The sequence below is a fragment of the Methylobacterium sp. 092160098-2 genome (assembly GCF_028920805.1).
Lineage (GTDB): Bacteria > Pseudomonadota > Alphaproteobacteria > Rhizobiales > Beijerinckiaceae > Methylobacterium > Methylobacterium fujisawaense.
This window is the reverse complement of the sequence record NZ_JAQPZJ010000001.1, coordinates 3555893-3568411: the sequence shown is the minus strand read 5'-3', so window position 1 is coordinate 3568411 and position 12519 is coordinate 3555893. Positions and strand designations below refer to the sequence as shown.

Annotated in this window: 14 protein-coding genes; 9 read left to right on the top strand and 5 right to left on the bottom strand. The window is 69.5% G+C overall.

What is annotated here, in order from left to right; translation table 11 throughout:
• Positions 1 to 21: 21 nt before the first annotated feature.
• The gene (locus tag PQI07_RS16820) at positions 22 to 456 is read right to left on the bottom strand and encodes a helix-turn-helix domain-containing protein (protein ID WP_078947404.1); all 435 of its coding nucleotides are present in this window, start codon (positions 454 to 456) and stop codon (positions 22 to 24) included.
• Between the two features lie 356 nt (positions 457 to 812).
• Between PQI07_RS16820 and hmuQ the strand changes: the two genes are divergently transcribed.
• Together hmuQ and PQI07_RS16810 are read left to right on the top strand one after the other, a co-directional pair.
• Positions 813 to 1151 (top strand): heme-degrading protein HmuQ, encoded by a 339-nt coding sequence (gene hmuQ / locus PQI07_RS16815; RefSeq protein WP_043758394.1) that lies wholly within the window; start codon positions 813 to 815, stop codon positions 1149 to 1151.
• 334 nt (positions 1152 to 1485) lie between these two features.
• Positions 1486 to 2991, top strand: coding sequence for an undecaprenyl-phosphate glucose phosphotransferase (locus PQI07_RS16810; protein WP_043378576.1), 1506 nt, complete (start codon positions 1486 to 1488; stop codon positions 2989 to 2991).
• A 112-nt stretch (positions 2992 to 3103) separates the two neighbouring features.
• Here the strand turns inward: PQI07_RS16810 and PQI07_RS16805 are convergent, their stop codons facing one another.
• The gene (locus PQI07_RS16805; RefSeq protein WP_043347562.1) at positions 3104 to 3589 is read right to left on the bottom strand and encodes a Fur family transcriptional regulator; all 486 of its coding nucleotides are present in this window, start codon (positions 3587 to 3589) and stop codon (positions 3104 to 3106) included.
• A 124-nt stretch (positions 3590 to 3713) separates the two neighbouring features.
• Between PQI07_RS16805 and PQI07_RS16800 the strand changes: the two genes are divergently transcribed.
• From PQI07_RS16800 to PQI07_RS16790, 3 genes are read left to right on the top strand one after another with little or no spacing between them, the layout of a single operon-like run.
• Positions 3714 to 3848, top strand: coding sequence for a hypothetical protein (locus PQI07_RS16800; RefSeq protein ID WP_257787422.1), 135 nt, complete (start codon positions 3714 to 3716; stop codon positions 3846 to 3848).
• Positions 3845 to 4645, top strand: coding sequence for a metal ABC transporter ATP-binding protein (locus tag PQI07_RS16795; RefSeq protein ID WP_043378579.1), 801 nt, complete (start codon positions 3845 to 3847; stop codon positions 4643 to 4645). The genes PQI07_RS16800 and PQI07_RS16795 overlap by 4 nt, the downstream gene beginning before the upstream one ends.
• 47 nt (positions 4646 to 4692) lie before the next feature.
• Positions 4693 to 5517, top strand: coding sequence for a metal ABC transporter permease (locus tag PQI07_RS16790; protein ID WP_051044682.1), 825 nt, complete (start codon positions 4693 to 4695; stop codon positions 5515 to 5517).
• Here PQI07_RS16790 and PQI07_RS16785 read toward each other — a convergent pair whose 3' ends face one another.
• The 3 genes from PQI07_RS16785 to PQI07_RS16775 are packed head-to-tail and all read right to left on the bottom strand — an operon-like array spanning position 5518 to position 8245.
• Positions 5518 to 6381, bottom strand: a complete 864-nt coding sequence (locus tag PQI07_RS16785; RefSeq protein WP_274927027.1) for an SDR family oxidoreductase — start codon at positions 6379 to 6381, stop codon at positions 5518 to 5520.
• Positions 6378 to 7556, bottom strand: a complete 1179-nt coding sequence (queG, locus tag PQI07_RS16780) for a tRNA epoxyqueuosine(34) reductase QueG (RefSeq protein WP_078947412.1) — start codon at positions 7554 to 7556, stop codon at positions 6378 to 6380. The genes PQI07_RS16785 and queG overlap by 4 nt, the downstream gene beginning before the upstream one ends.
• Positions 7553 to 8245 (bottom strand): glutathione S-transferase family protein, encoded by a 693-nt coding sequence (locus tag PQI07_RS16775; protein WP_043347569.1) that lies wholly within the window; start codon positions 8243 to 8245, stop codon positions 7553 to 7555. Before PQI07_RS16775 ends, queG begins: the two co-directional genes overlap by 4 nt.
• A 253-nt stretch (positions 8246 to 8498) precedes the next feature.
• On the opposite strand from PQI07_RS16775, the gene PQI07_RS16770 reads away from it, so the two are divergent.
• From PQI07_RS16770 to PQI07_RS16755, 4 genes are all read left to right on the top strand, one after another.
• On the top strand, positions 8499 to 9302 hold the full coding sequence (locus PQI07_RS16770; RefSeq protein WP_274927026.1) for an undecaprenyl-diphosphate phosphatase: 804 nt from the start codon (positions 8499 to 8501) through the stop codon (positions 9300 to 9302).
• A 303-nt stretch (positions 9303 to 9605) separates the two neighbouring features.
• The gene (locus PQI07_RS16765; RefSeq protein WP_274927025.1) at positions 9606 to 11495 is read left to right on the top strand and encodes a methylmalonyl-CoA mutase family protein; all 1890 of its coding nucleotides are present in this window, start codon (positions 9606 to 9608) and stop codon (positions 11493 to 11495) included.
• Between the two features lie 40 nt (positions 11496 to 11535).
• Positions 11536 to 11910 (top strand): hypothetical protein, encoded by a 375-nt coding sequence (locus PQI07_RS16760; RefSeq protein ID WP_043378588.1) that lies wholly within the window; start codon positions 11536 to 11538, stop codon positions 11908 to 11910.
• 135 nt (positions 11911 to 12045) lie between these two features.
• Positions 12046 to 12495, top strand: a complete 450-nt coding sequence (locus tag PQI07_RS16755; RefSeq protein WP_043347577.1) for a hypothetical protein — start codon at positions 12046 to 12048, stop codon at positions 12493 to 12495.
• Positions 12496 to 12519 lie beyond the last annotated feature (24 nt).

Genomic DNA, 12519 nt, shown 5'->3' with positions numbered 1-12519 from the left:
CGAGGCCCGCCAGCCCGCCTGTCAGGCCGGATCCGCCGCCGGCGCCGCCGTGCGGTTCTGCGCGAGGCGCGCGGCGCTGCGGACCAGCGCCAGCACATCGCGGCGCATCTGCTCATCCTCGATCTGGGCGTAGGCGCGCAGAAGCTCGATGGCACCGTGGGCGCTGAGGAAGCCGAACACGTCCTCCTGGGCGTTCTCGCGGGGCTCGGTCTCCTCGAAGAACGCGGAAACCGGAACTTCGAGAAGGCGCGCGATCTCCCGCAACCGGCCGGCGCCGACCCGGTTCTGACCCTTCTCGTATTTCTGGACCTGCTGAAAGGTCACCCCAACCGCATTGCCGAGAGCGGTCTGGCTCATGCCCCGCGCCTTGCGCAGGGCTGTGATGCGAATCCCGACGAGACGATCGACGTCGGTGGTCTGCTTCGGCATCGTTTGCCCAGGGGAATCCTTCTCCATGGAGTGGGATGCATCCTCCTGCGAATGCGGTGTTTTCGCCTCGCTATCGCGCCGCTTCACCGCCCGCCCCTAAGTCGCATGTCGTGCACGCCGTGTGGCCGGTCATCCCTGCCGCTCATGCGGCTATAGCCCTGATCCCGACACAGGTGGCGTGCACCGCAGTTGGACACCAAGTTGTCAAGCTTCGCAAGTCAAAGGTTACAGCTTCTAGTTTAAGTACACACATCTTTGCAACATTGTTGCGGAAATGTCGATGGCGATGATTGGGCAGCTTAAGTGGTGCGCCTTGTCGCCGCGCAGGTGTTCCCCTTAGGACCGCCGATGCTTGTAGGATTGGTAGCGCGCAGGAGAGACGCATGTTCATCGCGATGAATCGCTTCAAGGTCGTCAAGGACGCGACGGCCGACTTCGAGGCCGTCTGGCTCGGCCGCGACAGCCATCTCGGCGAGATGCCCGGCTTCGTGGAATTCCACCTCCTGCGCGGCCCCGAGCACGAAGACCACGTCCTGTACGCCTCGCACACGATCTGGCGGTCGCACGCGGATTTCGAAGCTTGGACCCGATCCGAGCAGTTCCGCAAGGCGCACGGTCGCGTGCCTTCGACCAAACCCCTGTATCTCGGTCATCCCCAGTTCGAGGGTTTCGAGACGATCCAGACCGTCGCCAGACCCGCCGACGCCGAGGCGACGTCTTAAAGCTCAACCGAGAGTCCTTGCCCGTTCCGCATGCGGGGCGGGCGCAGGGCCGGTTGAAACTTCGGACGAAGAAACGCGCTTGAATTGAAACGACGCGTTCGATGACGGCCGAACTCCAACATTGGCGGCCGCCGCATGCGTCATGCCGGCGCTCAGCATTAATCATGTATTGCAACGGCTGGGCGCGCGCTCTAGGTCGCAGCCTCCCTCCGTGACAGCGAATGCGACCCTGCCGGGCCCGCGGCTTGCTCCGTCACCGTCACCAGGCGGCGCCGAAACCTTTCGTGTCTCAGACTGGTACAGAGTCCGACTAAGACGGGACGTTGCGGGTCAGATGTTTCACGATCGGCTTCCGGAGACGTTTCAGGCGCTGCCCACCTCGGCGGAGCGCCGACGCAACGTATGGTCGGCGCTGCTGCCCCGGCGCGGTCGTGCGCTGGCGCGGATCGCCCTGTCGACGACGCTCGCCGCGACCGATCTCGTGGCGATCGTGATGGTGGCCCTGGGCGTCGAGTTCGCCTACCACGCCCTCGCCCAGGACAGCGCATTCTGGGCGAGCAGCGTTCGCGGCCTGCGCCTGTCGGCGCTGCTGGGACTGGTGATCATCGCCGCGAACGTCCTGCGCGAGGAGTACAGCCTCGAGAACGTCATGGCGCAGAAGCCGGGCGTTCAACGGGTGGCCTCCCTCTGGCTGGTCGCCTGGGCCGCCGTGCTGGTCGTGAGCTTCATGACCAAGACGACCAACGATTATTCGCGCCTGATCTCATTCGGGACGTTCGCCGTGGGCCTTCCGGTCCTGATCGCGGCCCGGGCATCGGTGCGGCGCCTCGTGCGGGCGCGGCTCAGTGCCGGCTCGGCCACGGCCAGCCGGATCCACCTCGTCGGCTACGAGGAGGACATCGCGCGCTTCTACGCCGGCAAGGAAGCCGATCATCTCGGCTCGCGGATCATCGGGACCAGCTACCTTCGACGGGTCGATCCCGGCGCCGACGTGGCCACCCGATACGACCAGCTGCAGGAGGATCTCGACCTCGCGGTCTCGGTGGTGCGATTCCTCCGGCCGGACGACGTTTTCGTGCTCGTGCCGTGGGCCGACACCGCGGAGGTCGAGCGGTGCATCGACGCGTTCCTGCGGGTGCCCTCGGCCCTGCATCTGCGCCCCGGCGCCGTCCTCGATCGCTTTCCCGATCTGCAGGTCGCCCGGGTCGGCGGAGTCTCGGGGATCAATATCGGTCGTCGGCCGCTCAATCTGGGCGAGGTGATGCTGAAGCGCCTCCTCGATCTGACCTTGGCGACCATCGCCCTGGTGTCGCTGTCCCCGCTGCTGGCGGCCATCGCCGTTGCGATCAAGCTCGACAGCCCCGGCCCGGTCTTCTTCCGGCAGAAGCGCTACGGTTTCAATCAGCAGCCGTTCGGCGTCTTCAAGTTCCGGTCGATGCGCACGGATGCGAATGCCGCCTTCCGGCAGGCGACCCGCAACGACAGTCGGATCACCCGGGTCGGCGCGATCCTGCGCCGGACCAATCTCGACGAGCTGCCCCAGCTGATCAACGTCCTGCGCGGGGAGATGTCGCTGGTCGGTCCCCGCCCGCATGCGCTGGCCCACGACCGGAGCTTCGAGCGGCGGATCGCCCTCTATGCACGCCGCCACAACGTGAAGCCTGGGATCACGGGTTGGGCTCAGGTCAACGGCTACCGGGGGGAGACCCAGACCGACCTCGCCATGGAGCAGCGCGTCGCCTGCGATCTGCACTACATCGACAACTGGTCGATCTGGTTCGATATCCAGATCATGATCCAGACGGTCATTTCGCGCCGCGCATACCAGAACGCGTTCTAAGGCGCGGGCGCGAGGCGGTCGGGAGGCGCCATGCCCGCAGGCGTGGCACGCTCGTGGATTGCTCCCCGCCGTCAGCGCGGACGGGATGGATCAGGCAACCTGGTCTCGCGGCTCAGGGTGCCAGCTTCCGCTGACGACAGGTGCCGCAATCGCCCTCGACCTCCAGGATACTGTGGGTTGGCGTGAATCCGGCCCGCTCCAGAGTGCGCCCGAGGCTGCCCTCGACCTCCTCCGACGAGGCCTCGTCGACGCCGCCGCAGGTCCGGCAGATCAGAAAAATCACCCCCTCCCCGGGCGCGTGGCCGTGCGCGCAGGGGATGAAGGCGTTGCGGCTCGCGATCCGATGGACCAGCCCCTGATCCATCAGGAAATCGAGGGCGCGGTAGACCGAGACCGGGGCCACACGCTTGCCCGGCGCGCTCAGCCGCTCGGCGATGTCGTAGGCGCCCTGAGCCTTCCCGGCCTCGGCCACGGCCTCCAGCACCTCGCGGCGCAGGGGCGTGAACTGCAGACCGCGCTCGCGACAGAGGGCCTCGGCCCGCGCGAGAATGTCACCGGTGCCGGCGTGGCACGCGTCGTGACCCTCGTGACGGTGCATGATTGCTCCAAACATGATCCGCAGGTTGTCCCGCGGGTTTGTTACAGTGTATCACCGCGGCCCAGGACCGCACCAGTAGCTCTGCGTGGTGCCCGCGCCGGTGTCAGTGCGCGACGAGGATTCCTTGCCGACTATTCCCAGCCCGAGACGCGCGGCCCGACGATCGCTGTTCCAGAGCGGGATCGGCCTGCGGCTGGCGCTCGCCGCGACGCTCGCGGCGCTGGTCTGGCTGACTATCGCCTGGGCGCTTTCGGCATGAGCGGCCGGAATCCGGATCCGATCCGCCTCGTCGGCCTCACCCTCGGTTACGACCGGCATCCAGCGGTCCACCACCTCGACGGGACCGTGCGAGCGGGCGACCTGCTCGCGCTGGTCGGACCGAACGGCGCCGGCAAGTCGACGCTGCTGAAGGGCATGGCCGGAGAGATACGCTGCCTCGACGGCCGTATCGAACGTGCGGGCGCCCTGGCCTACATGCCGCAGGCGGACGAGATCGACCGGAGCTTTCCGCTCACCGTCATGGATCTCGCCGGGATGGGTCTCTGGCGGCAGGCGGGGGCGTGGCGCAGCCTCGTCCGGCGGCGGCCGGCCATCGAGGCCGCGCTGGCGGCGGTCGGCCTCGAGGGCTTCGCGGCGCGGCCGATCGGCACCCTGTCGGGTGGTCAGTTCCGGCGCGCGCTGTTCGCCCGGCTGATCCTGCAGGATTGCCCCGTCGTGCTCCTCGACGAGCCGTTCACCGGGATCGATGCGCGGACGGTCGACGATCTGCTGGTGCTGATTGCGACCTGGCACAAGGAGGGGCGGACCGTGATCGCCGCCCTGCACGACCTCGCGCAGGTCCGCGCGCATTTCCCGACGACGCTGCTGCTCGCCCGGGAGCCCGTGGCCTGGGGGCCGACCGCGCGGGTCCTGACCGCCGAGAATCTGGCCCGCGCCCGCAACCTGTCCGAGGCCTGGGACGAGGGCGCGGCGATCTGTGAAGGACCGCGGAAGCCCGCGGAGCCGGCGCACGATCACGGCCGGGCTGCGCATCACCATCACGAGGACGCCGCGTGACCGATCCGTTCGGGTCTCTGTTTGCGCCGTTCGTCGAATTCGGCTTCATGCGCCGGGCGCTGGCGGGTTGCCTCGCCCTGTCGGTGTCGGCACCGCCCATCGGCGTCTTCCTGACGCTGCGCCGCATGAGTCTCATGAGCGACGCGATGAGCCACGCGATCCTGCCAGGGGCTGCGGTCGGCTTCCTGGTCGCCGGCCTGTCCCTGCCGGCGATGACGCTGGGCGGCCTCGTCGCCGGCCTCGCGGTGGCCCTGCTCGCGGGCGCCGTCACCCGGGCGACCACGATCCGGGAGGACGCCAACCTCGCGGCCTTCTACCTCATCTCGCTCGCCGCCGGCGTGCTGCTGGTCTCCCTGCGCGGATCGCAGATCGACCTCATGCACTTCCTGTTCGGCTCGGTCCTGGCCCTGGACGATTCCGCCCTCTGGCTGCTCGGCGGCATCAGCACGCTGACCCTGCTGGCGCTCGCCGTGATCTACCGGCCGCTCGTGATGGAATGCGTCGATCCGCTGTTCCTGCGGAGTGTCAGCCGCAGCGGCGGTCCCGTGCACCTCGCGTTCCTGGCGCTCGTGGTGGTCAACCTCGTCGGCGGGTTCCAGGCCCTCGGGACCCTGCTGGCGGTCGGCCTGATGCTGCTGCCCGCAGTGGCGGCCCGGTTCTGGGCCCGCGACCTGGCCGGACTGATCCCGGTCTCGATGCTGATCGCCGCCCTCGCGAGCGTCTCGGGGCTCAGCCTGTCGTACCAGTACGACCTGCCGAGCGGCCCGGCCATCGTTCTCGCGGCTGGGGCCCTCTATGTCGCCTCGATGATGGTGGGGCCGCGCGGCGGCCTGCTGCGCCGCCTCGTGCGGCCGCGTCACCTCGAAGCCTGATCAGGGCTGGTCCTTCAGGGCCGCGAGACCTTCGCGGTAGGTCGGATAAGCGAGGGCCACGCCGAGCTCCTCGCGGATCAGCCGGTTCCGCACGCGCTTGTTCTCGCCGTAGAAGCTGCGCGCCATCGGAGACAGGTCGGCGGTCTCGAAATCGATCTCGGGCGGCAGCGGCAGGCCGGTGAGGGAGGCGGCGTGCTCGGTCACCGTCTGGGGCGCGGTCGGCTCGTCGTCCGTGACGTTGTAGATCGCCCCCGGCCGCGGGCGGTCGATGGAGGCCAGCAGCGTCGTGGCGATGTCGTCGACATGGATGCGGTTGAAGACCTGCCCGGTCTTTACGATCCGCTGCGAACGACCCTCGCGCAGTTTCACGATCGGGTTGCGCCCGGGTCCGTAGATGCCCGAGAGCCGGAAGACCTGCACGGCCTTCCCGGTCTCGGCGCCGAGCGCGAGCCACGCCGCCTCGGCCTCGAGGCGCACCTTCGACCGGGCGCTGCGTGGCGCCGCGGGTGTCGCCTCGTCGATCCACGCGCCGCCTTGGTCTCCGTAGACGCCGATCGTCGAGAGATAGCCGATCCAGCCGATCCGGCTCGCCGCGATGGCGTCCCCGTAGCGGGCGAGAACCGGGTCGCCCGCCTCGCCGGGGGGGGCCGAGGCGAGCAGCACGTCCGTGTCGGCGAGATCCGCGGCGATCCGGGAATCGTCGGCCTCCGGCCCGAAGGCGCGCATGGCGAACCCGGTCTCCGCCGCGACGCGGTCGGCAGCCGCGGGATCCGTGACGCTGGCGCGGACGGTCTCGAAACGCGCTCGCGCCCGTTCGGCGAAACGGCGGCCGGTGAAACCGAGCCCGAAGACGAAGAGATTCATGGGGCGGATGTCTCGCCCACGGGCGATTCCGTCAAGGCGGCGGCGGCCGTCCACTCGTCGCGGACATGGGCGTCGGTCTCGCGGTCGCCATGAAGGCGGCAGAGCGCGTGCAGGGCATCCGGCGCGAGCAGCCGGCCGCAGGCCCAGACCGCCATGCCGCGCACCAGGGGAGACGCGTCATCGAGCGCCGCGACGGCCGCGCCCGCCAGATCGGGTTCGCCGGAATTGCCGATCGCGATCATGACGTTGCGCAGGAAGCGGTCGCGCCCCGTGCGCTTCACCGGCGTGCCGGCGAAGAACGACCGGAACGCCGCATCGTCGAGACCGGCGAGATCCGCCAGCGCCGGGGCCGCCAGATCCGCGCGCGCGGCGAGCCGATTCTCCGCCGCCGTACGGGCGAACTTGTTCCAGGGACAGACGGCGAGGCAGTCGTCGCAACCGAAGACCCGGTTTCCGATCGCCGGCCGGAACGCGGCAGGGATCGGACCGGCATGCTCGATCGTGAGATACGAGATGCACCGGCGGGCATCGAGCCTGTAGGGGGCCGGAAAGGCGTCGGTCGGGCAGATGTCCAGGCAGGCGCGGCAGGAGCCGCAATGATCGCGCTCCGGCGGGTCGGGCTCGAATTCCGCGCTCGTGTAGATCGCCCCGAGGAGCAGCCAGTTGCCGTGCCCGCGGGAGATCAGCACCGTGTGCTTGCCCTGCCAGCCGAGGCCGGCCGCCTCGGCGAGGGTCTTTTCCATGACGGGGGCGGTGTCGCAGAAAACCTTCACGCGCACGTCGCCCTTGGCGGAGAGATACCCCCCCAACTCTTTCAGACGACCCTTCAAAACCTCGTGATAATCCCGCCGCTGTGCATAAGCGGCGATGGCCCCGCGATCCGGCCGGGCCACGAGGTCCAGGGGATCGTGCTCGGGCCGGTAGCTCATCGCGAGCACCAGGATGCTGCGCAGGCCGGGCCACAAGTCCACCGGGCTCGCCCGCTGGTCGGCCCGCTCCGCCATCCACTCCATGGTGCCGTGCGCGCCCTCGGCGAGCCAGGTCGACAGGCGGCCCGGAAGGTCCGGGAGCCTGTCGGGACGGGTGACGCGCAGGCCGCAGAAGCCGAGCGCCCGGGCCCGGGTCTCGACGAGGCGGCGGAGATCGGCGCCGAAATAGGTTCGTCGGGCGGTCAGAAATCCAGATCCGCGTAATGGGCGGCCGGTGCCATGCCGGGCACGCGGTCGGCGAGCAAAGCGCGGAACGAGGGCCGCGACTTGACCCGTGCGTACCAGTTCCGGGCCATCTCGTCCTCGTCCCAGGGCACGTCGCCCAGGTAGTCGACGCAGGAGAGATGGGCGGCCGCCGCCAGATCGGCATAGGTCAGGTTGTCGCCTGCGATCCATCGCCGCCTGGCGATCAGGTAGCCGATGTACTTGAGGTGGTAGCGCACGTTGGAGCGCGCGGCGCGGATCGCGTTCATGTCGGGCGGGCCGCCGCCCTCATGGGCCGACATGAAGCGCTTCGAGATCTTCTCGTTCACGAGGTAGGCCGTCACCTCGGACTCGAACTTGACCAGGAACCAGTCGAGCAGGCGCCGGACCTCGACGCGCTCGACGGTGTCCTCCGGCAGCATGCGCCGCCCCGAGAGCCCGAGGCCGCGGGTCTCGTCGAGATACTCGGCGATGACGCCGGCGCCGGGGACGACGAGCCCGTTCTGCTCCAGCAGCACGGGTGTGACGCCCGCCGGATTGATCAGCAGGAAGTCGTCGCGCCGTTCCCAGGGCCGTTCCTCGAACAGCGTCGGCTCCATGCCCATCTCGGCGAGTACGAGACGGATGAACCGGGAATTCGCGCAGAAGGGGAAGTGGTAGAGGGTTGCCATCGAGGCCGTGGAGGACGTTCGGTCTGCCAACGCGGCCTGTCCCGCGCTCGTCGAGGGCCCTGATGCGCAGGTGTTCGGCGCGCAGGACTTCGGACCGAGCGTTATTGCCCGACCGTTTCCGAGCCCTTAACACGCCCGGCCCGGCCCGGTAACCGCTCGTCAACCCTAATGGGCGAAGCCTCGGGCTCAACCATTTCGCGTGGCAGGCGGCGGCTCGACGGGGGCCGCAGCGCCCACGGCACAAGGCGTCACGATGGATCCGGCAAGCATCGGCAAGGCAGTGCTGCTCGCCCTTGTGGAGGGGGCGACCGAATTCATCCCGGTCTCGTCGACCGGCCACCAGTTGCTGGTCGGCCACTTCATCGGCTTCCACTCGCCCAACAACACCTTCGAGGTGCTGATCCAGCTCGGCGCGATTCTGGCGATCCTGCTGGTGTATTTCCGCCGCCTGCTGGCGATCGCCACGGCGGTGCCGTCCGATCCGAAGGCGCGCCGGTTCGTGCTCGGCATCCTGGTGGCGTTCCTGCCGGCGGCGATCATCGGCGGCCTCTTCTCCAAGCTGATCAAAGCCTACCTGTTCAATCCGTGGATCGTGTGCGCGACCCTGGTGGCCGGCGGCCTGGTGCTGCTCGTCATCGACGACACCGACCTCGAGGTGAAGAAGAAAGACGTCTACGACTTCACCCTGCCGATGGACCTGAAGATCGGCATCTTCCAGTGCCTCGCCATGATCCCCGGCGTGTCGCGCTCGGGCGCCACCATCGTGGGCGCGATGCTGATGGGCGCCGACAAGCGCTCGGCCACCGAGTTCTCGTTCTACCTGGCGATGCCGACGATGGCGGGCGCCTTCGCCAAGGACCTGCTCGACAATTACAAGTACCTTTCGAGCAACGATGTCGGCCTGATCGTGATCGGCTTCGTCGTGTCGTTCGTCTCCGCGCTGTTCGTGGTGCGGGTGCTTCTCGACTACGTCTCCCGCCACGGCTTCTGGCTGTTCGCGTGGTGGCGGATCATCGTCGGCGCCCTCGGCTTCGCCGGCCTGATCATCCTGGGCTGACGGGCCGGTCCCTCTCGGGCCCGGACGACCGGATCGGCGGATCCGCCTCGGCGGCTTGATCCGTCCGGTCGTCGGTCCGGGCGCCGTAGACGGGCCCGCAATCCGGAAATGCTGGCTTTGCCGAAGCCTGCCGGGTCGGCATGTCCGGTTTCCGGGCTCCCCGTCGCGCCGCCGGGACCATCAAAAATCGGTGATGGGCGGCTTCAGCTTTCCTCAACCATCGGGCGATTGCCAGCGGCGGAGCGGCGTGCGAGGCAAACGCATGGAAGCGGTGCAGAAGACGCCGCGCTCTGGGACGTTCCGATGGAAGACACACCGCTCGCCGACCTCTTCGAGCCCGCAGACCGGGCGCGCTGGCTCGGCCTCGTCGAAGGCGTCCTCAAGGGCGCCGATTTCGAGAAGCGGCTGGTGTCGCACACGGCCGACGGCCTGCGGATCGAACCCCTCTACGGACCCGCCGCCCCGGCGGCCCAGCCGGTGCGTGAGCCGGGCCCCTGGCGCATCGCGCAACGGGTCGATCACCCCGATCTCGCCGCCGCCAACGCCCAGGCGCTCATCGACCTCGAAGGCGGGGCCGACGCCCTCGTCCTGGCCTTTGCGGGCGCGGCGGGCGCCCGCGGCTACGGCCTGACCGCCGCGAGCGTCGAAGACCTCGACGCGGCGCTGAAGGGCGTGATGCTGCCCCTGATCGCCCTGCGGATCGACGCCGGCGGGCGCGGCCTGGAAGTGGCCCGGCTGGTGAGCGCGCTGGCGCAGCGCCGGGGCGAGGATCTCTCGACCTACGACCTCGATCTCGGCATCGATCCGGTCGGCGTTCTGGCGGCGACCGGAAGCCTCGGAGCGGTCTGGAAGGACATCGCCCCCGGTCTCGCCGAGACCGTTGCGGAGCTGGAAGCGGCGGGTTTCACCGGCCGAGCCTTCCTGGCCGACGGACGGCCCTATCACGAGGGCGGCGCCGGAGAGGCGGCGGAACTCGGTGCTGTGCTCGCCACCGCCGTCGCCTATCTGCGCGCCCTGGAGGATGCCGGTCACGACCTCTCCACCGCCCGTGACCGCATCGCGATGCTTCTGACGGCCGATGCCGACGAGTTCGTCACGGTCGCGAAGTTCCGTGCGATGCGACGCCTCTGGGCCCGGGTCGAGCAGGCCTGCGGGCTCGATCCCAAGCCGCTGCGGCTCCATGCCGAGACCGCGTGGCGGATGATGACCAAGCGCGATCCCTTCGTGAACATCCTCCGCACCGGCATGGCGGCCGCCTCGGCTGGCATGGGCGGCGCGGACAGCGTCGCGGTGCTGACCTACACGCAGGCGCTGGGATTGCCCGACGCCTTCGCCCGGCGCGTCGCGCGCAACAGCCAGATCGTGCTCATCGAGGAATCGCATCTCGCGCGCGTCAGCGACCCCGCGGCCGGCGCCGGGGGTTTCGAGGCCCTGACCGCCGAACTCGCTGAGGCGGGCTGGGCGGCGTTCCAGGCGATCGAGGCGGAGGGCGGCATCGTCGCCTCGCTCAGCGTCGGCAAGCTGCAGCGGCGGATCGAGCTGACCCGCGAGGCCCGGGCCAAGGCCGTGGCGAACCGCCGTGAACCGCTCACGGGCGCGAGCGAATTCCCCAACCTTTCCGAGAAGCCCGCGGCCGTCCTCGACGTGCCGCCCGTGGCCGGGCCGCGCGGGTCCAATTTCGGCGCGGGTTCGGCCGTCGCCTGCGACGCGCTGCCGTCCCTGCGCCTCGCGGAGCCCTACGAAGCCCTGCGGGACGCCTCGGATGCCTGTCTCGACAAGACGGGCCGCCGGCCAGCGGTGTTCCTCGCAAATCTCGGCCCTGTAGCGTCGTTCAACGCCCGTGCGACCTTCGCGGCCAACGCCTTCGCGGCGGGCGGGATCGAGGCGCTGTCGAACGAGGGCTTTTCCGACGCCGAGGCGGCGGCGGCGGCGTTCCGGGATTCCGGTGCCAGCTTGGCCTGCATCTGCTCCACCGACGCGATCTACGCCGAGCACGCCGTCGCGACGGCGGAAGCCCTGGCGAAGGCCGGCGCCGGTCCGATCTACCTCGCGGGCAAGCCGACGGACCTCGCCGAGCCGCTGAAGCAGGCGGGCGTGGCCGCCTTCCTGCATGTCGGCTGCGACCTGCTCGCCCTCCTCAACGCGGCCTTGCGCGCGGCCATGCGGGGTCCTGCGCCGCAGACCCCACGCTGAAAGGCGCCAATCCTCGCGAACCCGCCTCGTCCCGGATCCGATGACGTCTCGCTTCGCTCTCGCCCTGTTCCTCGCCGGCATGAGTCCCGCCGCCGCCGCGCCGCGCCAAGCGGCCCCGCCCGACCGGTTCGACGGCACCTGGAGCGTCGAGATCATCACCGAGACCGGGAGCTGCGACCGCGCCTATCGCTATCCGGTGCGGATCGAGAACGGACGGGCGCGCTTCATCGGGACCGCCTTCGTGGTCGAGGGCGGGGTGACCCGGAACGGGGCGATCCGGGGATCCATCTCGAACGGGGCCGCCACTGCCGACGTGCGGGGGCGGCTTGACCGGAACGGATTCGGAACCGGCACCTGGGTCGCGTCCGGCGCCCTCTCCTGCCGCGGTCACTGGAACGCCGAGCGGCGCGGCTGAGGCCGCGTGTGGCCGTCGCGAAACAGTCCGGATCTCGCCCTGAATCGGGCAGCTCGACCGTGCCGAAAGCCCCGATCCCGACGCAATCATGAGCGAGACCTGAACACCGTTCGGACACCCGACGAGGCCGCCCGCATGAAGACTTCGATCCTCGCCACCTTCGCTGTCCTCGCTCTCGTCTCGGGGGCCGAGGCGCGTCCTCACCGGCTTCCGGCTGCGTCGAAAGTGAACACGGCGGAGGCCGAGAAGGTGCTGGCGCCGCTGCGGCAGGCCGCCACCGAATGCTTCGCCGACACGGTGCTGTCGAACCCGAAGGCCACCGCCGAGGCGCGGGCGGGCCGCTGGTACGAGGCCGTCGGCATCACCGGCTTCCTCTGCCGTCCGGAAGTCGCCGCAATGATCCAGGCTCATGACCGCCTGTACGGCGCGAAGACGGGCGAGCGTTATTTCAAGGGCGCCTACGTCAAGCATCTCGACCAGCAACTCGCCGAGCGGCTCCAGCCGATGTTCGCCCGCAAGGCCGTCGCCAGCGCCGAGCCGCCGGTGGAAAAGGCCTCGGCAGAGGACTCGGCCGAGGGCAACTGAGCGGGAACCGTCCGGGCGTCCGTG

What these genes read in the sequence shown, in the direction of transcription:
- PQI07_RS16760 (WP_043378588.1), top strand. Translation starts at nt 11,536, where the DNA reads ATGACGTCTCGCTTCGCTCTCGCCCTGTTCCTCGCCGGCATGAGTCCC.
- PQI07_RS16795 (WP_043378579.1), top strand. Translation starts at nt 3,845, where the DNA reads ATGAGCGGCCGGAATCCGGATCCGATCCGCCTCGTCGGCCTCACCCTC.
- PQI07_RS16810 (WP_043378576.1), top strand. Translation starts at nt 1,486, where the DNA reads ATGTTTCACGATCGGCTTCCGGAGACGTTTCAGGCGCTGCCCACCTCG.
- PQI07_RS16790 (WP_051044682.1), top strand. Translation starts at nt 4,693, where the DNA reads ATGCGCCGGGCGCTGGCGGGTTGCCTCGCCCTGTCGGTGTCGGCACCG.
- hmuQ (WP_043758394.1), top strand. Translation starts at nt 813, where the DNA reads ATGTTCATCGCGATGAATCGCTTCAAGGTCGTCAAGGACGCGACGGCC.
- PQI07_RS16765 (WP_274927025.1), top strand. Translation starts at nt 9,606, where the DNA reads ATGGAAGACACACCGCTCGCCGACCTCTTCGAGCCCGCAGACCGGGCG.
- PQI07_RS16775 (WP_043347569.1), bottom strand. Translation starts at nt 8,245, where the DNA reads ATGGCAACCCTCTACCACTTCCCCTTCTGCGCGAATTCCCGGTTCATC.
- PQI07_RS16785 (WP_274927027.1), bottom strand. Translation starts at nt 6,381, where the DNA reads ATGAATCTCTTCGTCTTCGGGCTCGGTTTCACCGGCCGCCGTTTCGCC.
- PQI07_RS16820 (WP_078947404.1), bottom strand. Translation starts at nt 456, where the DNA reads ATGGAGAAGGATTCCCCTGGGCAAACGATGCCGAAGCAGACCACCGAC.
- PQI07_RS16755 (WP_043347577.1), top strand. Translation starts at nt 12,046, where the DNA reads ATGAAGACTTCGATCCTCGCCACCTTCGCTGTCCTCGCTCTCGTCTCG.
- PQI07_RS16770 (WP_274927026.1), top strand. Translation starts at nt 8,499, where the DNA reads ATGGATCCGGCAAGCATCGGCAAGGCAGTGCTGCTCGCCCTTGTGGAG.
- PQI07_RS16805 (WP_043347562.1), bottom strand. Translation starts at nt 3,589, where the DNA reads ATGCACCGTCACGAGGGTCACGACGCGTGCCACGCCGGCACCGGTGAC.